Origin of the sequence: Thalassobaculum salexigens DSM 19539, from assembly GCF_000423805.1 — a bacterium.
Lineage (GTDB): Bacteria > Pseudomonadota > Alphaproteobacteria > Thalassobaculales > Thalassobaculaceae > Thalassobaculum > Thalassobaculum litoreum.
Genome location: NZ_KE384094.1, coordinates 652,054 through 673,166, shown reverse-complemented (window position 1 = coordinate 673,166; position 21,113 = coordinate 652,054). Strand labels below are relative to the sequence as shown.

The 21,113-nt window shown below is 67.8% G+C and carries 22 protein-coding genes; 13 read left to right on the top strand and 9 right to left on the bottom strand.

The features are described from left to right. The first annotated feature begins 183 nt into the window (after window positions 1-183). Both G578_RS0118335 and G578_RS0118330 read left to right on the top strand, forming a co-directional pair. Window positions 184-1,500, top strand: a complete 1,317-nt coding sequence (locus G578_RS0118335) for a M48 family metalloprotease (protein WP_211228955.1) — start codon at window positions 184-186, stop codon at window positions 1,498-1,500. A 92-nt stretch (window positions 1,501-1,592) separates the two neighbouring features. After that, window positions 1,593-2,336 carry a DsbA family protein gene (locus G578_RS0118330; RefSeq protein WP_028795484.1) on the top strand — a complete coding sequence of 248 codons (744 nt, stop codon included), beginning with the start codon at window positions 1,593-1,595 and terminating at the stop codon, window positions 2,334-2,336. 3 nt (window positions 2,337-2,339) lie between these two features. Here G578_RS0118330 and G578_RS0118325 read toward each other — a convergent pair whose 3' ends face one another. The 3 genes from G578_RS0118325 to G578_RS0118315 all read right to left on the bottom strand — a co-directional run bounded on the left by G578_RS0118325 (window position 2,340) and on the right by G578_RS0118315 (window position 5,272). Next, window positions 2,340-3,584: an MFS transporter gene (locus G578_RS0118325; RefSeq protein WP_028795483.1), complete on the bottom strand. Its 1,245-nt coding sequence runs from the start codon at window positions 3,582-3,584 to the stop codon at window positions 2,340-2,342. Window positions 3,585-3,760: 176 nt separating this feature from the next. Continuing rightward, window positions 3,761-4,174, bottom strand: a complete 414-nt coding sequence (locus tag G578_RS0118320; protein ID WP_028795482.1) for a universal stress protein — start codon at window positions 4,172-4,174, stop codon at window positions 3,761-3,763. Window positions 4,175-4,258: 84 nt separating this feature from the next. After that, complete coding sequence (locus tag G578_RS0118315; RefSeq protein WP_028795481.1) at window positions 4,259-5,272, bottom strand: LacI family DNA-binding transcriptional regulator; 1,014 nt, start codon at window positions 5,270-5,272, stop codon at window positions 4,259-4,261. 103 nt (window positions 5,273-5,375) lie between these two features. On the opposite strand from G578_RS0118315, the gene G578_RS0118310 reads away from it, so the two are divergent. After that, window positions 5,376-6,272, top strand: a complete 897-nt coding sequence (locus G578_RS0118310; RefSeq protein WP_028795480.1) for a phytanoyl-CoA dioxygenase family protein — start codon at window positions 5,376-5,378, stop codon at window positions 6,270-6,272. Window positions 6,273-6,381: 109 nt separating this feature from the next. Here the strand turns inward: G578_RS0118310 and G578_RS0118305 are convergent, their stop codons facing one another. Further along, window positions 6,382-7,551 carry a YbfB/YjiJ family MFS transporter gene (locus G578_RS0118305; RefSeq protein ID WP_028795479.1) on the bottom strand — a complete coding sequence of 390 codons (1,170 nt, stop codon included), beginning with the start codon at window positions 7,549-7,551 and terminating at the stop codon, window positions 6,382-6,384. A gap of 119 nt (window positions 7,552-7,670) precedes the next feature. Here G578_RS0118305 and G578_RS0118300 point away from each other — a divergent pair, with 119 nt between their 5' ends. From G578_RS0118300 to G578_RS26995, 4 genes are all read left to right on the top strand, one after another. After that, a complete protein-coding gene (locus G578_RS0118300) occupies window positions 7,671-8,555 on the top strand; it encodes a DMT family transporter (protein ID WP_028795478.1) in 885 nt (294 codons plus the stop codon). Window positions 8,556-8,656: 101 nt separating this feature from the next. Next, window positions 8,657-9,550, top strand: a complete 894-nt coding sequence (locus G578_RS0118295; RefSeq protein WP_038015169.1) for an MBL fold metallo-hydrolase — start codon at window positions 8,657-8,659, stop codon at window positions 9,548-9,550. A gap of 107 nt (window positions 9,551-9,657) precedes the next feature. Continuing rightward, entirely contained in the window at window positions 9,658-10,221 is a 564-nt protein-coding gene (locus G578_RS0118290) for a GGDEF domain-containing protein (RefSeq protein ID WP_169400880.1), read from the top strand. Between the two features lie 71 nt (window positions 10,222-10,292). Then, a complete protein-coding gene (locus tag G578_RS26995; RefSeq protein ID WP_051244995.1) occupies window positions 10,293-10,994 on the top strand; it encodes a calcium-binding protein in 702 nt (233 codons plus the stop codon). On the opposite strand, the gene hemH is transcribed toward G578_RS26995, so the two are convergent. Then, window positions 10,985-12,049: a ferrochelatase gene (gene hemH, locus G578_RS0118280; protein WP_028795475.1), complete on the bottom strand. Its 1,065-nt coding sequence runs from the start codon at window positions 12,047-12,049 to the stop codon at window positions 10,985-10,987. The two genes, G578_RS26995 and hemH, sit on opposite strands and share 10 nt — an antisense overlap. Window positions 12,050-12,190: 141 nt before the next feature. After that, a complete protein-coding gene (locus tag G578_RS29925) occupies window positions 12,191-13,189 on the bottom strand; it encodes a 2OG-Fe(II) oxygenase (protein WP_051244994.1) in 999 nt (332 codons plus the stop codon). A 138-nt stretch (window positions 13,190-13,327) separates the two neighbouring features. Here G578_RS29925 and G578_RS29920 point away from each other — a divergent pair, with 138 nt between their 5' ends. The 4 genes from G578_RS29920 (at window position 13,328) to G578_RS0118250 (ending at window position 15,451) form a co-directional block, all read left to right on the top strand. Further along, window positions 13,328-13,870 carry a gamma-glutamylcyclotransferase family protein gene (locus G578_RS29920; RefSeq protein WP_051244993.1) on the top strand — a complete coding sequence of 181 codons (543 nt, stop codon included), beginning with the start codon at window positions 13,328-13,330 and terminating at the stop codon, window positions 13,868-13,870. A 32-nt stretch (window positions 13,871-13,902) separates the two neighbouring features. Further along, a complete protein-coding gene (locus G578_RS28645) occupies window positions 13,903-14,424 on the top strand; it encodes an ureidoglycolate lyase (RefSeq protein WP_051244992.1) in 522 nt (173 codons plus the stop codon). 306 nt (window positions 14,425-14,730) lie between these two features. Beyond that, entirely contained in the window at window positions 14,731-15,216 is a 486-nt protein-coding gene (locus G578_RS0118255; protein ID WP_028795474.1) for a DUF2975 domain-containing protein, read from the top strand. Between the two features lie 22 nt (window positions 15,217-15,238). Beyond that, window positions 15,239-15,451 (top strand): helix-turn-helix domain-containing protein, encoded by a 213-nt coding sequence (locus G578_RS0118250; protein WP_028795473.1) that lies wholly within the window; start codon window positions 15,239-15,241, stop codon window positions 15,449-15,451. A 2-nt stretch (window positions 15,452-15,453) separates the two neighbouring features. On the opposite strand, the gene G578_RS0118245 is transcribed toward G578_RS0118250, so the two are convergent. The 3 genes from G578_RS0118245 to G578_RS0118235 all read right to left on the bottom strand — a co-directional run bounded on the left by G578_RS0118245 (window position 15,454) and on the right by G578_RS0118235 (window position 17,583). Further along, window positions 15,454-15,897 (bottom strand): YaiI/YqxD family protein, encoded by a 444-nt coding sequence (locus G578_RS0118245; protein WP_028795472.1) that lies wholly within the window; start codon window positions 15,895-15,897, stop codon window positions 15,454-15,456. Next, entirely contained in the window at window positions 15,894-16,265 is a 372-nt protein-coding gene (locus tag G578_RS0118240) for a hypothetical protein (RefSeq protein ID WP_139189122.1), read from the bottom strand. The genes G578_RS0118245 and G578_RS0118240 overlap by 4 nt, the downstream gene beginning before the upstream one ends. 103 nt (window positions 16,266-16,368) lie before the next feature. Beyond that, window positions 16,369-17,583, bottom strand: coding sequence for a sensor histidine kinase (locus G578_RS0118235; protein WP_028795470.1), 1,215 nt, complete (start codon window positions 17,581-17,583; stop codon window positions 16,369-16,371). Between the two features lie 221 nt (window positions 17,584-17,804). Between G578_RS0118235 and G578_RS0118230 the strand changes: the two genes are divergently transcribed. Together G578_RS0118230 and G578_RS0118225 are read left to right on the top strand one after the other, a co-directional pair. Then, the gene (locus tag G578_RS0118230; RefSeq protein WP_028795469.1) at window positions 17,805-19,979 is read left to right on the top strand and encodes a malate synthase G; all 2,175 of its coding nucleotides are present in this window, start codon (window positions 17,805-17,807) and stop codon (window positions 19,977-19,979) included. Window positions 19,980-20,138: 159 nt separating this feature from the next. Then, window positions 20,139-21,104, top strand: a complete 966-nt coding sequence (locus tag G578_RS0118225) for an SPFH domain-containing protein (RefSeq protein ID WP_028795468.1) — start codon at window positions 20,139-20,141, stop codon at window positions 21,102-21,104. Window positions 21,105-21,113 lie beyond the last annotated feature (9 nt).

Here is a 21,113-nt window from a genome sequence, read left to right as displayed (position 1 = left end):
GCCAGGACCAGGCCAAGCCCGATCCGGCGGGCCGAACGGGGGGGGCTTTGCGTCCGCCTTTCCCGATGCCCATCTGATGGGTAGTGTGTGTTCGGGCGGACATCATCGGGATTGGGCGCTGGCGTGAAGCGAATCATCTTTGGACCGGGGCGGTGGATACTCGCGGCAGCGACCGCCGCACTCTTGGTTCTGTCTCTGGCCACGGGCGCGCATGCGCAGAAGCGCAGCCTCATCCGGGACGCTGAAATCGAAGCTACCATCCGTGATCTGGCCACGCCACTTTTCCAGGCCGCCGGGGTGAACCCGGAAGCGGTATCGATCTACCTGATCAACGACGACCAGCTGAACGCCTTCGTGGCCGGCGGTCAGAACCTGTTTCTCAACACCGGGCTGATCATGGCCATGCGGTCGCCGCTGGAGCTGATCGGGGTGGTGGCGCACGAAACCGGCCACATCGCGGGCGGCCATCTGGCCCGAACCTCCGATGCGATCGCGTCGGCGTCCAACGCCGCCCTGCTGTCGGCGATCGTCGGCATCGCGACCGCGGTGGCGACGGGGCGCGGCGATGCCGGCGCGGCGATCGCCATCGGCGGCCAGTCGGCCGCGGTCGGCAGCTTCCTGCAGTACAGCCGGGCCCAGGAATCGGCGGCGGACCAGGCGGCGCTGAGCTATCTCGACGCCACGCAGCAGTCCGCCCGCGGCCTCGCCCGGTTCTTCGAGGAACTGGCGGCCCAGGAGCTGCTGTCGGCCTCCCGTCAGTCGCCGTACATGTCCACCCACCCTTTCACCCGCGACCGTCTGAACACGGTCGAGGCGCATGTGGCGACGTCGGAATACTCCGACCAGGAAGCGTCGCCGGATCAGGTGGCCCGGTTCAACCGGGTGGTCGCCAAGCTGCATGGCTTCATCCGGTCGCCGTCCCAGACTTTCCGCAAGTATCCGGAAACGGATACCAGCCTGCCGGCGAAGTTGGCCCGGGCCATCGCGTATCGCGAGGTGCCGGACTATCCCAAGGCTATCGCCTTGACCCGTGAGATGATCGCCGAGGATCCGAACGATCCGTACCTGCATGAACTGGAGGGACAGCTCCTGTTCGAGAGCGGGCAGATCGACGCCGCCGTGGCGCCGATGGAGAAGGCGCAGCGGCTGGCGCCCGAGGCCGGGCTGATCGAGGTTTCCCTGGCCCAGGTCCTGCTGGCCCGCAACGACCCCGCCTCCGATCAGAAGGCGATGGATCATCTGCAGACCGCCAAGCGTACGGAAGGAGACTGGCCGTTCCTGTGGCGCCAGCTCGCCACGGCGCAGGGGCGGCTCGGCGATATCGGGCAGGCGGCGCTTTCCCTGGCGGAGGAGGCGGTGCGGCAGAGCAGGTGGGAGAACGCGGAGACCCAGTCCAAGCGCGCCCAGTCGATGCTGAAGGCGGGCACCCCGGCCATGCTGCGGGCGCTGGACATCGAGGAACTGGCCAAGCGCGAGCGGGCGGCCCAACGCAAGAAATGACGCCACCGTGATGTGGCGCGAGCGGCCCGGGCTGTGGACGTGCCGGCCCGGCTGGGACAGGATGGCGCCGCTGTCCCGCTTCGGAGTTCTCGATGTTTCGGTCCGTCTTCGCCGCCGCTCTGCTTTCCGCCGCCCTTCTCGCCGCGCCGGCACACGCCCATGACGGGCCGCTGTCGCCGGACCGCAAGGCCGAGATCGAGGCGCTGGTCCGCGACTACATCCTGCAGCATCCGGAGATAATCCTGGAGAGCGTGGCGATCATGCAGGCCCGCGAGGACGCGGCCAAGAACGCCGCCGCCAAGCAGGCGCTGGTCGATCACCGCGAGGCCCTGGAACGCGATCCGGCCGATCCGGTGCTGGGCAATCCCGACGGCGACGTGACCATCGTCGAGTTCTTCGACTACCAGTGCGGCTACTGCAAGACGATGATGAAGCCGCTGATGGAGCTGGTGGAGGAGGACGGAAATATCCGTCTGGTGCTCAAGGAGTTCCCGATCCTGAGCCCGACCTCGGAGGCGGCCGCCCTGGCCTCGCTCGGCGCCGACCGGCAGGGCAGGTACAAGGACTTCCACACCGCGCTGCTGGGCCTGCGCGGGCGGCTCACGACGGAGGCGATCTTCCAGGTGGCGCTGGAGACCGGTCTCGATGTCGAGAAGCTGCAGGCCGACATGAAGGATCCGGCCCTGCAGGCCCATGTGCGTAAATCCTTCGAACTGGCCCAGGCCCTGTCGATCCAGGGGACGCCGGCCTTCACCATCGGCGACCACGTGGTGCCCGGGGCGGTCTCGAAGGAGCAGCTTGCCGAGCTGGTCGCCGAGGCGCGGGAGAAGGGCTGAGCGTCAGCGCTCGACCGGCTTCTCCGGCTGGCCGGCGTAGGCCAGCGCCGACAGGGTCAGCGCGGCGATCACCAGTCCGAATACGATCCGGTGGCCGGTCTCCGCCGCTCCGCCGGTGGTCTGCACCCAGTCGATGGCGCCGCCCGTGGCGGTCTGCAGCACGAACACGCCGGTCAGCCCGGCCAGGTTGATCGTGGTGATCGCCCGGCCGGCGCGGTGGGGCGGCACGAAGCCGCGCGCATGGCTCGCCAGCACCACGAAGAACGGCGCCACGCAGCCGAAGACGAACAGGATCGGTCCGGCGACATAGATCGGTGCGGCCGGCCAGATCGCCAGCACGCCGAGGCACGCCACCTCCAGGGCGACGGCCCAGAGGATCAGGCGCTTGCGGGAGGCGGCGAACCGCTCCAGCGGCCCGTAGAGAAACGTCCCGACATGCAGGGCGACCACCATGATCAGCAGGGCCAGCGACGCCTGTTCGTGGCTGAGGCCCTGGACGTCGGTGAAATACGGACCGGCCCAGAGCCCGCCGATGGTCATGAACGGCGCGGTGAAGCAGAACCCCATGACGTAGATCCGCCGCAGTTCCGGCATGCGGATCACCTCCCAGAGCCCGGCCAGGGATTGGGCGAAGGTCTCCGGGTCGCGCCGCACGCCGCCGGAGGCCGGCCCGTCGCGAACGGTGAACTGGATGACGATCGTGAAGGCCAGGGTCAGGGCGGCGACCACCAGGAAGGTCGTGGTCAGCCCGACCTCGGACAGCAGCAGTTCCAGCGGGGCCGTCGCCATGACCCCGCCGATGCCGCCGGCGATGCCGACGAGGCTGGCGGTGGCCTGCGCCACCCGGTCCGGCGGGGCCCAGCCCATGGCGATCAGATAGACGGCGGTGATCACCCCGCCATGGCCGAGGCCGATCATGAACCGGCCGGTGACCAGCGCCCAGGTGTTCTCGGCGACGGCGAACAGGACGATGCCGCAGACCGCCACCAGACCCATGGCGACCAGCGTGCGCTTGGCGCCGATCCGGTCGAACAGCAGGCCGGTCGGCAACTGCACCACGGCCGAGGCGAAGAACATGGCCCCCATCACCGTGCCGATATCGGTCGGCGACAGGCCGCGATGGCTGCCGAGATAGTTCGCCAGCACGCCGCCGGCGGACCGGTTGATCTGCACGATGACGAAGAACGATCCCAGAAGGATCAGGATGTTCCGCAGGGCGCGGCGGTCGTCCGGATGCCACTCGCTCATCGCGGGGCGCACCGGACCGTCTCAGCGCAGCGGCGCCGAAGCGGGGAGAGGGGGGAAGGCATTCGGGGGCGTTTCCGGGGCTGTTTTCGCCACCCTACTCCGACCCCGTACCGATGTCCCGTCTCCAGCCGCGCATGACACCGTGTCCCGTATGCCAGGAAGTCGGACTCTAGCCGTCAGCGCACCACGTAGACCGAGATCGGCGCGTGGTTGGCGATGTAGCCGGCATGGGTCGCGAACACATGCTCCTGCAGGCCCGGCACGTGCGAGGCCATGACGATCAGGTCGGCACCGGCTTCCTTGGCGCCGCCCAGAATGGCCTTGGCCAGCTCGACGGGCGTGTCATGCACGATCACGGCGTTCGCCTTGGCGGAGATGCCCCGGGTCTTGGCCTGGTCCTCGGCAAAGGCCGTCAGCTTGGTCGCATAGGCTTCGGGCGTGGCGGCCACGGCGCTCGGACCCGAGTCGGTGACGCCGAGAAAACAGACCTCCGCCTCTTCGGCCCGGGCGATGGTCGCCGCGACACTGAGGGCCTTCGTGAGCTTCTCGGTATGCTCCAGGTCGACGGGAACTAGAATCTTGTCGGTCATGGTCGCTCCTCCTAACGGTCTTTACATGAGGATGCATATCCGGAGTTGAAGATGCGTGCGTTGACCTGAGTCAACCGTCAGGAGTCAGGTCGTGGCGCGCGCGATCACTTGGAATCCGAGATCGACCGTTCGGCTCGGCGGCTCGAGCCCGGCATTGACGTCGAGGATGAGTTGGGCGGCCACCTCGCCGATGTCCGGGCCGGGCACCCGCACGGTCGTCAGGCCCAGGCCGAACTCGCCGGCGAACTCGAAATCGCCGAAGCCGGCGATGGCGATATCCTCGGGCACCGTCAGGCCGCGCCGGCGCGCCTCGCTCAGCGCCCCCAGGGCCAGGGTGTCGCTGGAGCAGAAGACGGCATCGGTGTCCGGCCAGCGCTCCAGCACGGCGGCGAGGCCTCTGGCGCCGCGCGCCGTCTGGGTGCCGGAGGCGGCGGCGGTGGCCCGGACCTCGGCGATCCCGCTCTGTTCCAGAACCTCGGCGAAGCCGTCGTAGCGCAGGCGACCGCGCCGGTCGTCCTCGCCGGCCGTGCCGATGAACGCCATGCGCCGACGTCCCGCCGCCAGCAGGTGCCGGGCCATCGCCGCGCCGGCATCGCGGTTGGAGAACCCGACCGCATAGCCGATCGGGTCGACTGGCAGTTCCCAGATCTCCACCACCGGGATGCGGCTCGCCTCCAGGGTCCGGCGGGTGTCGTCGCGGTGGGTCGTGCTGGTCAGCACAAGGCCGTCGGGCCGCCGGCCGAGCATGGCGGCGACCGCATCCGCCTCCCGGGCCGAGGAGTAGTCGGTGCCGGCCAGCAGGAGCTGGTGACCGTTCTGCCGCAGCCGGTCGCCGAGCCCGTCGACGGTGGAGGCGAAGGTCGAGCCGGCCAGGGTGGAGATCACCGCGCCGACGATCCGGCTGCGCCGCGACGACAGGCCGCCCGCCGCCTCGTCCGGTACATAACCGAGCTCGGCGATGGCGGCGCGCACCCGCTCCCGCGTCTCCTGCTTCACCTTGTCGGGAGAGCGCAGGACGCGCGACACGGTGATCTTGGAGACGCCGGCCCGCTCGGCCACCTCGCCCATGGTAACCCAGCCGCCGGTCTCGATCGCCATCCGCATCCCTCCGATATCGGACTCGAGCATAGATGATATCGATACCATTGACGAGTTTTCCGGCGCTATGTTACCGATAACATAACAGCCAGGGAGGCATGCCATGCTGTCGCGCGAACAGATCGACTTCTATAACGAGAACGGCTACCTGATGGTCGAGAATGCGGTCACCCCGGAGCAGCTCAAGGCGCTCCAGGAGACCACCTACCGGCTGATCGACGCGTCGCGGCCGGTCACCGAGACCGACGACGTCTACGATCTGGACGACGGCCATTCCCCGGACAATCCGCGCCTGACCCGCATCAAGCTGCCGCACAAGCAGGACCCGCTGTACTGGGACGTGCTGAAGAACTCGGCGATCACCGAGGTGCTGACCGACCTGCTCGGCCCGGACACGCTGATCCAGACCAGCAAGCTGAACACCAAGGCGCCCGGCGGCGGCCAGGCGGTGGAATGGCACCAGGACTGGGCCTTCTACCCGCACACCAACGACAGCGTGCTCGCCTTCGGCCTGATGCTGGAGGATGTGGACGAGAGCAACGGCCCCCTGAAGGTCATCCCCGGCAGCCACAAGGGACCGGTGCTGGCCCATACCAATGCCGATGGCGTGTTCTGCGGCGCGGTCGATCCGTCCGACCCGGACTTCCATCTCGACAAGGCGGTGACTCTGACCGGCAAGGCCGGGTCGATGACCGTGCACCACGCCCGCACCCTGCACGGCTCGGCGCCGAATACCAGCGACCGCAACCGGCTGATCCTGTTCTACGAGTGCAACGCGGCCGATGCCTGGCCGATCCTCGGCGGCGGCTCCTACATCCACAGCCTCGGCCAGCGGAAATTCTATGCCGACCTGCAGGACCGGATCATCACCGGCGGGCTCACCATGACGCCGCGTATGGAGGCCCTGCCGATCCGGGTGCCGCTGCCGCCGGCGCCGGAGAGCGGCTCGATCTTCAAGACCCAGAAGAGCGGCGGCGCCCGCAGCGCCTTCGCCGCCTAGCGCGCGATCGGTTCGGCTCGGAACGATCTGAACCGTGAATCGCCCTCTAGCCCATTAAAGATGGAGCAAATTCACACGAGCAGAAGTTTCCATCTGATCGTAATTTGCTCTAAGCGCGGCCCTTCAGGCCGGCGACCAGGACGGCACCGGCGGCGAAGGCAAGGCCGCCGGCCCCGAACACGGCGAGATACGACCCGGTGGCGTTGAACAGCGCCACCAGGGCGTAGCCGCCCACCAACTGCGCGGCCCCCACCGACAGCACCATCCAGCGCCACAACCCGAGCATGGAGCCCGGCCCCATCACCCGCTGCGCCTGGCTGGCGATGATCGCGGTCAGGCCGGGCTGGGCGCCGACCAGCAGGCTGGAGAGCAGGATCGCCGGCGCGGCCGTCACCAGCACCGGCAGGACCGCGCCCAGGGAGAGGCTGAGATAGACCGCGATCAGGGCGGGGCGGAAGCCGATCCGGTCGCCGATCCGTCCCCAGACCAGCGTGCCGGCGATGGCCGCGGCACCGAACAGCACCCACTGCGCCCCGGCCGCGCCGGTGCTCCAGCCGAGCGCGCGGACCAGATAGTCGACCCAGTAGATCGAATGCGGCACCAGGCCGACGGCGAACAGCCCCTGGGCCAGGACGAGGCGCAGTCCGTCGCCGCGCGCCGATCCCAATGTCGCGGGTGGCGGCGGGATCGCCCTGGCGACCTCGGCGGCAGGTCCCGACCAGGCCCACAGGGCGACGACCAAAGCCGCCATGCCGATCGCCGCCGTCCCGGTCCAGGCCCAGATCTCCCCGAGCGCCAGCAGCCATGGCAGGCCGGCCGCCGCCAGCAGAATGCCCGCCCCGACGCCGGTATAGGCCGTCGCCGTGGCGATGCCGGTCCGGCCGGTCGGCGCGGTGGCTGTGACGCTGGAGATGCCGAGGATCATGATCACCGCCACGGCGATGCCGATCAGCCCGCGCCAGAAGGCCAGCCACAGGAACCCGCCCGGCACGATGCTGGCGAGCAGGCAGAGCACCGACAGGCAGATCGCCGCCCGCAGCCAGACCACCCGGTCGGCCCGGCGCAGCAGCCAGGGCACGGCGAGGCCGCCGAGCAGGTAGCCGCCGAGATTGATCGCCCCGACATAGCCGGCCTGCGCCTCGCTCAGACTGCCCGACTCGATCAGGGCGGGGACCATCGGCGTGTAGGAGAATCGCCCCAGCCCCATGCCGATCAGCAGGCCGCATTGGGCGCCGATGGCGACGCGCAGCCAGGGCGGGAGTGTCGAAGGCGGGATCATGGCGTGACGGTAGACGGGCCGGTCCCGGCGGAAAAGCCGTATGGTTCGGGCGCCGCCGAAGCATCCCGAACTCGGCAGCGCCTAGCCTGGGTCATCGCAACCGGTTTTAAGATTCCGACATGACACCGCGGACAGCCCCTCCCGCCCTGGAACTCGCTCTGCTGGCCTGCCTGGCGCTGCTGTGGGGCGGATCCTATCCGCTGCTCAAGGTCGCGGTGGCGGAGATCCCGCCGGTGACGCTGATCGCGGTCCGGGTGACGGTGGCGGCCGCTCTGCTCATGGCCATCGCCGCCGCCCAGGGCGAGTGCCTGCCGCGGGGACGCGCGATCTGGGGCCGGCTGTTTCTGCAGGCCTTCCTCAACAGCTATGGCGCCTGGACCCTGCTGGCCTGGGGACAGCGGCAGATCGAGAGCGCGCTGGGGGCGGTGCTGAACTCGACCTCGCCGCTCTTCGTGTTCCTGTTCACGGTTCTGGTCACCCGGCACGAGGCGACCGGCGGGCTGCGGCTGGTCGGCGCCTGCCTCGGCCTCGGCGGGGTGGTGCTGATCGTCGGCACCGATGCGCTCAACGGCCTCGGCGGCCAGGTCGCCGCACAGATCGCCGTCCTGGTGAGTGCCGGGCTCTATGCCGGTGCCGCCTTGCATGGCCGGCGCTTCTCGCATCTGCCGCCGGTGGTGACGGCGGCAGGCACCATGCTCTGCGCCTCGGCCGTGCTCCTCCCCGCGAGCCTGGTACTGGATCGGCCGTGGACCCTGACCCCCTCCATGACCGCACTCGTGGCCGCGCTGGTGCTGGGCGTGGCGTGTACCGGCCTCGCCCTGCTGCTGTATTTCCGCCTGGTGCGCACCCTCGGTTCCCTCGGCGTGGCGAGCCAGAGCTATCTGCGGGCGGGGGTCGGCGTTCTGCTCGGCGTGCTGGTGCTGGGCGAGACCCTGACCCCGACCGTTATCGCCGGCGTGGTGGCCGCCATCGCCGGTGTCGTGGCGATCAACTGGCGGCGGTAGGTCGCAGGCCTCACCGCAACGCTCGATTCCGCCGATCCGGAGGCCCATATTGTAAGGAGGCGCGGTAAACGCGCGCGGCGAGAATTTCCGGGAGGAGTGTCATGCCCACCTATCCGGTCGATCTGTCGGTGCATCCCGACGTCACCAGCTTCTTCGATCCCGACACCAACACGATCAGCCATGTGGCCGTCGATCCGTCGACCCGGGCCTGTGCGGTCTACGACTCGGTGCTGGACATCGATTATGCCGCCGGCCGGCTGTCGCATGCCCATGCGGACACCCTGATCGCCTTCATCCGCGAGCAGCGGCTCACGCTGGAATGGCTGATCGAGACCCATGTCCATGCCGATCACCTGTCGGCGGCGCCCTATATCCAGGAAACGCTGGGCGGCAAGATCGGCATCGGTGCCAAGATCGTCGAGGTGCAGGAGACCTTCGGCAAGGTGTTCAACGAGGGCACCGCCTTCCAGCGCGACGGCAGCCAGTTCGACCGGCTGTTCGAGGACGGCGACACCTATACCGTCGGCTCGATGACCGGTTTCGCCATGCACACGCCCGGGCACACCCCGGCCTGCATGACCCATGTGCTGGGCGACGCCGCCTTTGTCGGCGACACCCTGTTCATGCCCGACGGGGGGACGGCACGGGCCGACTTCCCGGGCGGCGATGCGGGCGAGCTCTACGACTCGATCCAGAAGGTGCTCGCCCTGCCCGAGAAGATGCGGCTGTTCATGTGCCACGACTACGGCCCCAACGGCCGCGACATCCGCTGGGAGACCACGGTGGCCGAGGAGAAGGCCCGCAACATCCATGTGGGCAGCGAAGCGCAGGGCCGGGACAAGGTCGGTTTCGTGAAGCTGCGCACCGAGCGGGACCGCACCCTGTCGATGCCGCGGCTGATCATCCCGTCGATCCAGGTGAACATGCGCGGGGGCCACATGCCGACCGGCGAAGACGGGCGGCCGGTGCTGAAGGTGCCGATCAATACGTTGTGATTCTATGGGCGCAATATAGCGCTTCGGTTGTAAACGAATTGTTTACCTGTGGGCGCTATACTGTATGCATACCCACGTTATTTCGTCGTTGAATCATGGTTGCTGAGATGAACAGTCAGGCGTTGCTGGCCCTTGGTGAGGAGAAGTGGGTCGACGTGCCGGACGACATCGAGGATCCGGTTTCCGGACTGATCGGCCGGCGCGGCTTCGAAGACCGGGCCCGGCGTCGCCTGGGCATGCATCTGCATGCCGCATCGGCCCTCACCCTGGTTGGGATCGACCACATCGACACCGTCCGCGCGCGCTACGGTGCCGACTGCGCCGATATGATCGTGCGCGGCGTGGGGCAGTGTCTGCTGAACGAGGTCCGCGGCCACGACGTGGTCGGGCGGATCGACGCCAGTTCCTTCGCCATTCTGCATACGGATATCGATCTCGCCGCCGTCCGTGCGGTGGGGCAGCGCCTGCGTGTCGCGGTGCAGTCGATGCGGTTCTATGCCGAGGACGGAACCGCGATCCCGGTGACCGTGAGCATCGGCATCGACGGCATGACCCGCAGCGCCCGGGCACAGACGCCGGATCTGCAGAACATGCTCGCCCGCGCCGTCGACCGGGTGGAGGCGGCACGGGCCGCCGGCTGCAACCGCGTGGTCGCGCCGGATCTGCTCTGATTTCCGTCACGACCGACGGATTGGCAGGCATCTTGCGTTAGGGCCAGGGACACAGTCCTGCGGGAGGTCCCATGGCCGATCCAATCATCACCGTTACCGTCACCACCGACCAACTCACCGGCTCGCTCGGTGCGGATACCCTGTTCGGCGGGTCCGACGACGAGATCCTGTACGGCTTCGATGGACGCGATATCCTCGACGCGCTGGGCGGCGACGACGTGGTCTACGGCAATGCAGGGCGCGACAGCCTGACCGGCGGCGCCGGCGAGGACACCCTGTATGGCGGCCAGGACGACGACGCCATCTGGGGCGGCGAGGACGACGACGTGATCCACGGTGGCCGCAACGGCGAGGCCGGGGCCGAGATCGTCGACGGCGCGCTGGTCTATCTCACCGGCGAGGACACGCTGGACGGCGGTGCCGGGGACGACATCGTCTACGGCAACCAGGGCGACGACCTGCTGCGCGGCGGCTCGGGCGACGACACCCTGTATGGCGGGCAGGACCGGGACAGACTGTCGGGCGGGGAGGGCGACGATGTGCTGGTCGGCGGCGCCGGGTCCGACGTCTTCGTCTACGGCGCGGCGGACGAGGACCGAGACACCATCGAGGGCTTCGCGGTGGGCGAGGACCAGCTTCTCGTGCAGAGCGGGACCGAGGTCACGACACGGCTCGATTTCGGCGATTACTCGGTGATCCGGCTGTCGAGCGGGACGCGGATCGAGCTGATCGGCGTGGACGATCCCGACGCGGTGGCCGTCGCCTATTTCTGAGCCTTGGCCCACCAGCCGCCGAGTTCGCGGGTGACCAGCGCCTCCAGCATGTCGATGGCGGCGTCGCTGTCGTTGACGCAGGGAACGGCCGAGAAGTGGGTGCCTCCGGCCTCCTCGAAGGTCTCGCGCCCCTGCATGGCGATTTCCTCCAGCGTTTCCACGCAATCGGCGACGAAGCCGGGCATGACCACGGCGAGCCGCTTCACGCCCTCCTTCTCGGCCAGGGCGGTTATGGTCTCGTCCGTGTAGGGCTGCAGCCATTCCTCGCGGCCGAACCGCGACTGGAAGGTGAGGCGGAAGGCGCTCTCGCTCAGGCCCAGGCGTTCGCGCAGCAGCCGGGCCGTCTTGGCGCAGTGGCAGTGATACGGATCGCCCGCCAGCAGGTAGCGCTTCGGCAGACCGTGGAAGGAGGCCAGGATCACCTCCGGCTCCCAGTCCAAAGTGGACAGGTGGTGCTCGATCCCCTGCGCCACCGCCTCGATATAGGCCGGGTCGTCATGGAAGGCCGGCTGTGTCCGGATCGCCGGCTGCCAGCGCAGCTTCAGCAGCTCGCGCGCCACCTCGTCGACCACGGTGCCGGTGGTGGAGGCGGAATACTGCGGATAGAGAGGCACGATCAGGATGCGGTCGCAGCCCTGCTCCTGCAGCGCCCGCATGCGCTCGCCCACCGACGGGGTGCCGTAGCGCATGCCCCAGTCGACCACCAGCGTCTCGCCCGTGGGATCCAGCCGCTCGGCCAGCCGGGCCGCCTCCTCGCGGGTGTAGTGGCGCAGCGGCGACTCGTTGCTCTCGGTCATCCAGATCGCGCGATAGGCCTCCGCCGTCTTCGGCGGGCGGGTGCGCAGGATGATGCCGTGCAGGATCGCCTTCCACAGGATCGGGTTGAGCTCGATCACCCGACGGTCAGACAGGAACTGGGCCAGATAGCGCCGCACGTCCGGGACGTCGGTGGAATCCGGCGTGCCGAGATTGACCAGCAGGACACCCACGCGACCCAGCGTGACGACGGGGTGGTCGGCGACCCCGGGGATGGAGGAGGTGATGCGCGGGCTCATTCTTCTTTTTCCCGAGTGCGACTTCGGTTGCGGCCCGGCCTGCGGGTGTGGTCCGGCCTGCGAACGTCCCTGCGAAATGGCATGGATCGGGCTCCGGGCAAGGCCTTGCCGGCTATGGATGCCATCGGGCGTGCCAATCGATCACGGCGCCGCCAGGAAGACCAGCAGGACGTACCGCGTCCCGCTCTCCACCGCCACCGCCTCGTGCATCAACGAGCAGGAAAAGGCGAGCCCGCCGCCCGGCGGCGCACGCCACTGGTCGTCGCTGTATTCCGGAAAGATCAGCCCGCCCCCCGCGTAGTCGTCGTTCAGTTCGATGCTGATGGCGATCCGCCGGCCCGCCGTATGCGGCAGGGTGTTGTCCCGGTGGGCCACGAAGAAATCGCCGCGCTCGGCCGTGTAGCTGGCGACGTAGAACGCCTCGGTGCGCAGGTGGGTGACCCACCAGGCCTTGTACAGCTCCGGCATCAGCCGCTTGCCGATCGCTCTGGTGACGGCGGCGTAGAGCGGCCCCTTGCGGTCGAGGGTGAGGTCTCGGCGCCGCTTGAAATCCGGCGCGACGCGGGAGGCGTCCTTGCCGTCCACCGTCACGCTGACGGTGCCCTCCTCGTTATGGAGGTGGAAGGCCTCCAGCAGGTCGTCGCGCAGACCCGGGTCGATGATGTTCGGCAGGACCAGCACCGGCGCGGTCGATCGCCGCATCGCCGGCTCCGGGCGCTTCAGCGGGGCGAGGGCCACTTCGAGGCGGACCTTCAGATAGTCGTCGACGAAGAAGGCGGCGACGCCGCGCTGGTCCTGGTCGGCGACGATCACGGCGGTCAGATCGTCCCGGTTGGTGAACAGCGCCCGCCGCCGCGCGCCGTCGGTGTCCGTCAGGACGGCCTTCGGCTGTGCTGCGTCGTCCGGGATCGCGACATCGCCGAGGACAACGACATTGGTCTCCGGCATGACCGCACAGGCGGTGTCGATCACCGACTGCACCAGTTCGGCCGTCGGATTGGCCAGGATCACCACCGGGCCCCGGGTCACGTCGCGATAGAGCTCGAAGCGGCCGCCCTCGCGGGTCCGTTCCACGAAGTTCGGCAGGCGCTGTCCCCAGAAAAGCGGCGGATCCGGTCTTGTCTTCTTCTGCTCGGCCATTGCGGGTTCATGATCGGTCGTAGACATGGCCCCAAACTGCCGTCTCTTGTCATTGCCGTCTACAGCACGATCGTCTATCGGTGCGCCGAAGCCTTGGACAGCATGCCCGGTTCGGGCGCCGACGGAACGGGACGGGCGATGTCGACGCGGTATTTCTTCTTCGGGACCCTGATGGACCGGGATGTGCTGGAGCTGGTTCTGGCGCGGCCGGTTTCCGACGACCGCTTCGAGCCGGCGACCCTGGACGGCTATCGCCGGGTGCGGGTGTGGAAGGACAGCTTCCCGATGCTGATCGCCGATCCGCAGAGCGCGGTGGACGGCATCGTCTACCAGACCCGCAACGCCGACGAGGACGCCCGGATCCTGTTCTTCGAGGATTTCGACTACGGCCTGCTGCCCTGCCGCCCCCGGACCGCCGACGGAGAGGTCGACGCGATGTTCTGCGGGATCGACACCAGTGTGGCGCCGTCGGACGAGGTCTGGACTCTGGAGGCCTGGGCGCGGCGCCATAAGGCGGGCTTCCTCAGGCTTTCGGAGATCTACATGAACTGCTTCGGCCGGATGACGACCGAGGAGGCCGAGCCGATCTGGGAGAAGGGACGCCGCGAGCTGATGGCGCAGGGGCTGATTCAGCTGCCGCCCGAGCGAATCTCCGATGACCGGGGCAACGGCGCCGGATAGGCTCGCGCCGTTCGCATCCGCCGAGGCTTCCGATGACCGTTCTGACACCGATTCCGCTGACCGCCGACGCCTTCGCGCCGTACGGCCATGTACTCACGCTGCCGACCGGGCCGGGCCGGGTCGACTATTCCGCCTTCAGCCAGAACCTGCGGGGGGCGGCCGCCCAGGTCTGCTTCCGTACCAGCATGACCATGCCGAGCCCGATGCCGCTGGTCACCCGGACCATGGAGCGCCACGAGTTCTCCAGCCAGGCCTTCCTGCCGGTCGATGTGGCCCGCTATCTGGTTCTGGTGGCTCCGCATGGGGAGGACGGACGGCCGGATCCCGAGCAGCTCACCCTGTTCCTCGCCAAGGGCGATCAGGGCGTCAGCTACAACGCCAATGTCTGGCACCATCCGATGACCGTGCTCGACCGGCCGGCGGTCTTCGCCACGGTGATGTTCCTGGACGGCGGCGAGAAGGACGAGGAATTCGTCGACCTGCCCCATGACGTGACCATGACCCTGGGGCGCGCCCGGATGCCGCGGGTCATGCTCAAGCCCGAGCCGCTCTAATAGCGCCGGCGGTCGCCGCCGGTGTCAGTTCCGCAGTTCCGCACGGCGTCGCAGCCGGCCTGGGCGACAGTGCTCAGCCACCGCACCGGATCGATGCCGGACTCCTTCCACGTGCATCCGGCAAGCATGGTCAGGCAAAGCACAACGGCGGTCGCGATACGCATTTCCGATCCAAAAAATCATTGTTAGACATTAATTTTTTATCCTATTAGGGTGATTTTGTCGAGGATGTATTGGAGCGAGTCCATGAGCGAGGTCCGATCTGACGAGCGTCGCAGGGCACGATTGCGGCGACTGGCGGGGATCATGCGGTGGGTCAGCCTCGCGCTTGCCGCCTTCGGACCGGTCGTGCTGATCGGTGTGTGGATGCGGTTCGAGGTCTTTGCCCCCTCGGTCATGCCCGGCCTCGGGGTCGGGACGTTCTCGGGTCTCGACCGGATCGGCGGCTACGCGATCTCGATGCTGCCGGCGGCGATCGGGGTCTGGGGGTTCCTGAATCTGGCCGCGCTGTTCGGCCGGTTCGCGGCGGGCGACCTGTTCGATGCCGGCAATGCGCTCCGGCTGCGCCGTTTCGCGATCTCCCTGCTCGCCGTGGTGCCGGCAAAGGTCGTCGCCCACGCCCTGCTGTCGGTCTGGCTGACCCGGGCGATGCCGCCGGGCAGCCGCCAGCTGCAGATCTCGTTCTCCAGCGACGACGTCGTGCTGTTCGCGATCGGCCTTCTGATGGTGGCGCTGGCCACCGTGCTGCGCGAGGCTGCGGAGATCGCCGACGAGAACCGGCAGTTCGTCTAGCTTATAGGGGCGCCTGACCGTCGTGCCGATCACCGTCACCCTGGATGTCATGCTGGCCCGCCGGAAGATGCGCGGCAAGGAACTGGCCGAGCGGATCGGCATGACCGAGCAGAACCTGTCGCTGCTGCGCTCGGGCAAGGTGAAGGGCGTGCGGTTCGAGACCCTGGCGCGGATCTGCGCCGAGCTCGACTGTCAGCCGGCGGATCTGTTGAGCTACGAGCCGGACGAGGCCTGACCTCAGCCCTGCAGGGCGCGGTCCAGGGCCTCCAGAAAACGCGAGCGGTCCTGCTTGGTGAAGGCCGGGCCGCCACCCTTGGATTCGCCCATCGCCCGCAGGTCGCTCATCAGCTCGCGCATGCTCAGCGCCATGCCGATATTGGCGGCGGTGAAGGGTTTGCCCTTGTGGTCGATCACCCTGCAGCCGGCTTCCAGGCAGCGCGCGGCGAGGGGGATGTCGCCGGTCACCACGACGTCCTCGGCCGCCACCTTGCCGACGATCCAGTCGTCGGCGGCGTCCAGATCCTGGCTGACCACGATGTTGTGCACCTTGGGCCGGTCGGTGACGCGGAAGCCCCGGTTGCTGACCAGAAAGACCTCGCAGCCGAGCCGGTCGGAGACGGTCAGAACCTCGTCGCGCACCGGGCAGGCGTCGGCGTCCACAAAGATCCGGGCATCGGTCACGGCTTCTTCACCTCGGCGCGCTTGGCGGCATAGTAGCTCTGCAGGGCCTGGCGCTTGTAGCGCTCCGGGGAGAAGAACCGGGCGGCGAGGCCGGGCCCGCCGACCCGTTTGATCACGACCGTCAGGTCCAGGTCCAGCGTTCCGGTCCGGTCGTGATAGTCGCGCACCACGATCCGGACCGATGCCTTCTGACCGGCGATCAGGCCGCCGGCATAGGGACCGGCCAGGAACCCTTCCTCCGACCAGTTGATCAGCGGCACGTCGCGGCCCTCGAGGCGCACGTAGCTGTCGCCGCGCGTGCGCAGCCTGGGCTGGCGCCGACGCTCCACCACGGGGGTCTTCGGGCGGGAGAGAAATGGCAGCTTCATGAATAGGTACGTAGCACAGCGAGCCGACGATGTTCACGCCGCGGTGCGAATGTTGCGGTGTTCATGGAGTGGTGTTCATGGAGCGGTGTTCATGGAGCGGTGTTCATGCGGCGGTCTGCGGATAGGGTGCCATTTCGGGCAAGGTAAGCTGCACGGTGGTTCCCTGGCCCAGGGTGCTGTCCAGCACGATGTTGCCTCCCAAGGCGTCGACGAGCTGCTTGACCAGGGTGAGGCCGAGACCGGTGCCGCCGATGCTGGGCAGGTCGTGCTCGTGGCCGCGGAAGAACGGTTCGAACACATCCGCGAGCTTGTCCGCGGGGATGCCGACGCCCTGGTCGCGGATCGCGATCTCGACGCCGTCATCGACGGCCCGGGCGATCACTTCCACCGTGCCGCCGCGACGGGAGTATTTGATGGCGTTGGACATGAGGTTGGTGAGCACCATCCGCAGCGCCCGTTCGTCGGTACACAGCGAGCTGGCCGACTGCACCTGGGTCAGCAGATCTATGCCCATGTCCCGGGCCGTGGTGGAGAGCATCTGGCAGATATCGGCGATGGTGCGGTCCACCGCGACCGGTTCCGGCGTGAAACTCGGGCCGTGCTGGATCAGGCGCTCCAGGTCGAGAATGTCGTTGATCTGCTGCAGGAGCTGGTTGGACGCGGTGCGGATGCTGTCCAGATAGTCCTTCTGGGTGTCGTTCACCGGTCCGGAGATCTGCAGGTCCAGCAGATCGGTGAAGCCGAGCACCGCATTCAGGGGCGTGCGCAGCTCATGGCTGACGCGGGCCAGGAACTGGGTCTTCACCCGCTCGGCTTCACGCGCGTCGGAGGCGACCACCTCCAGGCGTTCGTTGGCACAGCGCAGCTGGCGCGTCCGGGCCTCCACCCGCGACTCCAGTTCGGCATTCGCCCGGGCCAGCTTTTCGTTGGCTTCGCGCAGCGCCGCATGGGTCGGGACCGTGAGGATGGTGCTCAGCATCTGCCAGACAAGCACGGCGGTCGCGACGGAGACGATCGCGGTCATCACCTTGCTCACCGCCTCCGCGCTGTAGGCCGGGACCCACAGTGTCACCAGGCCGAACAGATGGGTGATCGCACACAGGATGATGAAGGCGGCGAAAAAGTAGAGAATGCCGTTCGGGTTCAGATCCGGGCGGCGTCGGGCGATGATCGCGAGCGCCGCGGGGATCGACAGGTAGGCCGCTGCGATACCGACATCGGCCAGCACATGGCTCCAGATCAGAACCGGATCCCAAAGCAGGCAATAGCCGTGGGGCGTCATGTCGTCGAATAAGCTCAGCGTCTGCAGGTTGATCATGGAATGCGTCACCTGTGCCTGAATCGAGGACCAGCCCTCGGAATCGGTGAAGGTAGAGGCAATTTTTTAACCTAGGGTTAAGCAGAGAAATTGTTTTCGCCGGAGCCAGGTCCGGTCGGGCCGGTGGCCCGGCGAAAATAGGTTTGCCTTGATCCGTGGGAATCCGTCTTGTTTATAACGTCGGGTAATCAGACAAATTCAGAAACTCAGGGAGTAGGCGAATGACGGAGCGGGTTGAGGTCGGCGGACTGCAGGTGGCGAAGGAGCTCTACGACTTCGCCGTCAACGAGGCTCTGCCGGGGACCGGCGTGGAGGCGGCCGCGTTCTGGGACGGGCTCGGCGCCATCGTCCACGATCTCGCTCCGCGCAACGCCGCCCTGCTGGCCAGGCGCGAGAAGATCCAGGAGGAGATCGACGCCTGGCACAAGGCGAACCCGGGTCCGATCGGCGACCTGGATGCCTACAAGGCCTTCCTGAAGGAGATCGGCTACCTCGTGGAGGAAGGGCCGGACTTCAAGGTCGACACCGCGAATGTGGACCCGGAGATATCCTCGATCGCCGGCCCGCAGCTCGTGGTGCCGGTGATGAACGCGCGCTATGCCCTGAACGCCGCCAACGCGCGCTGGGGCAGCCTGTACGACGCGCTGTACGGCACCGACGCGATCTCCGAGGAGGGCGGTGCGGAGAAGTCGGGCGGCTACAACCCGGCGCGCGGCGCCAAGGTGATCGCCTGGGCCCGCAAGTTCCTCGACGGGTCCGCCCCGCTCGCCGCGGGCAGCCACGCGGATGCCACCGGCTACACGGTCGAGGGCGGCAAGCTGGTGGTCTCCACGGCGTCCGGTTCCAACGGCCTGAAGGACCCCGCCCAGTTCGTCGGCTACAAGGGCGATGCGGCCGCGCCGACCGGTATCCTGCTGGTGCGCAACGGCATGCATGCCGAGATCGTCATCGACGCCTCCCACCCGATCGGCAAGACCGACAAGGCCCATGTCGCCGATTTGGTCCTGGAATCCGCGGTCAGCACCATCATGGACTGCGAGGATTCCGTCGCCGCCGTGGATGCGCCGGACAAGGTACTCGCCTATCGCAACTGGCTCGGCCTGATGAAGGGCGATCTGGTCGAGCGGTTCGAGAAGGGCGGCAAGACCGTCGAGCGCAAGCTGAACCCGGACCGGGTCTACACCGCGCCGGACGGCTCCTCTGTCAGCCTGCACGGCCGTTCGCTGATGCTGGTCCGCAATGTCGGCCATCTGATGACCAACCCGGCGGTGCTGGACCGCGACGGCAACGAGGTGCCCGAGGGCATCCTCGACGCCATGTTCACCAGCGCCATCGCCCTGCACGACATCAAGGGCGACCACAGTCTGCACAACACCCGCGCCGGCTCGGTCTATATCGTGAAGCCGAAGATGCACGGCCCCGAGGAGGTCGCCTTCTCCAACGAGCTGTTCGGCCGGGTCGAGCAGGTGCTGGGCATGTCGCCGAACACCCTGAAGATGGGCATCATGGACGAGGAGCGGCGCACCACCGTCAACCTCAAGGAATGCATCCGCGCCGCCAAGAGCCGGGTCGCCTTCATCAACACCGGCTTCCTCGACCGGACCGGCGACGAGATGCACACCTCCATGGAAGCGGGCCCGATGATCCGCAAGGGCGACATGAAGGCCGCCCCGTGGATCGCCGCCTACGAGAACTGGAACGTCGATATCGGGCTGGAATGCGGTCTGACCGGCAAGGCGCAGATCGGCAAGGGCATGTGGGCCATGCCGGATCTGATGGCCGACATGCTGGAGCAGAAGATCGGCCACCCGAAGGCCGGTGCCAACACCGCCTGGGTGCCGTCTCCGACGGCCGCCACCCTGCACGCGACCCACTATCACACGGTGGACGTGAAGGCGCGCCAGGACGAACTGCGGTCGCGCGGCCGGGCCAAGCTGGACGACATCCTGACGGTGCCGGTGGCGGCGCGGCCGAACTGGTCGCCCCAGGACATCCAGGCCGAGCTGGACAACAACGCCCAGGGCATCCTCGGCTACGTGGTCCGCTGGGTCGACCAGGGGGTCGGCTGCTCCAAGGTGCCGGATATCAACAATGTCGGCCTGATGGAGGACCGCGCCACCCTGCGGATCTCCAGCCAGCACATCGCCAACTGGCTGCACCACGGCGTGTGCGGCGAGGAGCAGGTGATGGAGACCATGAAGCGCATGGCCAAGGTGGTCGACGGCCAGAACGCCGGCGATCCGGCCTACCGTCCGATGGCCGGCGATTTCGACGGCAGCGTGGCGTTCCAGGCGGCCTGCGACCTGGTGTTCAAGGGCCGCGAACAGCCCAGCGGCTACACCGAGCCGGTCCTGCACCGGCGCCGGATCGAGGCGAAGGCCAAGTTCGGCGGCTGACCGCCCTGCCGGCCGCGTTTCACGGCCGATTCTGATTGCGGCGACCTCTGGCGAGGCCCATCTGTAGAAGGTGGGCCTCGTTTTTGTTGGCGGCCATCACCGGCGCCGGAGGATACTGCTCCCGGTGGCCGCGTAACGGCCTGAACAAGCGAGGTTTCCATGGATCCTGTGATGGATTTCGTCTCCGGCGGACAGATCGCCCTGATCGTTCTGGCGGTCGTGCTGATCTTCCTCGTGGTCAAGGGCGTGCGGATCGTGCCGCAGGGCGAGCAGTGGACCGTGGAACGGTTCGGCCGCTACGTGACCACGCTGGAACCCGGGCTCGGGGTGATCAACCCGCTGTTCAGCCGGATCGGCAAGAAGATCAACATGATGGAGAACGTGCTCGACATCCCCGAGCAGGACGTCATCACCCATGACAACGCGTCCTGCCGGGTCGACGCCATCGTCTTCTTCCAGGTGATCGACGCCCGCCGCGCCGCCTACGAGGTGCGCGATCTCGAGCAGGCGGTGATCAACCTGGCCCTGACCAACATCCGCTCGGTGCTGGGCAGCACCTCCCTGGACGCCGCCCTGTCGTCGCGCGACGAGATGAACACCCGCATCCTGCGGGTGATGGACGAGGCGACCGACCCCTGGGGCGTGAAGATCACCCGGGTTGAGATCAAGGACATCGCGCCGCCGAAGGACCTGCTGGACGCCATGGCGAGCCAGATGAAGGCCGAACGGGAGAAGCGGGCGCAGATCCTGGAGGCGGAAGGCTACCGTGCGGCGGCGGTCCAGCGGGCCGAGGGGGACAAGCAGTCCGAGATCCTGAAGGCGGAGGGCGAGCTGGTGGCGGCCCAGCGTCAGGCCGAGGCGCGCGAGCGTCTGGCCCAGGCCGAGGCCGAGGCGACCCGTCTGGTGGCCGTGGCGATCGGCTCGACGGGGACCAACGCGGTCAACTATTTCATCGCCCAGAAATACGTCGAGGCGCTGTCGGAATTCGCCCGGTCGCCGAACCAGAAGACCGTCTTCATGCCGCTGGAGGCATCGTCCGTGATCGGCTCGATCGGCGGCATCAAGGAACTGCTCAACAGCGTGTCGGGCAACGACCTGCCGCCGCCCCCGCCGCGGCACGGCTGAGGAGGCGGT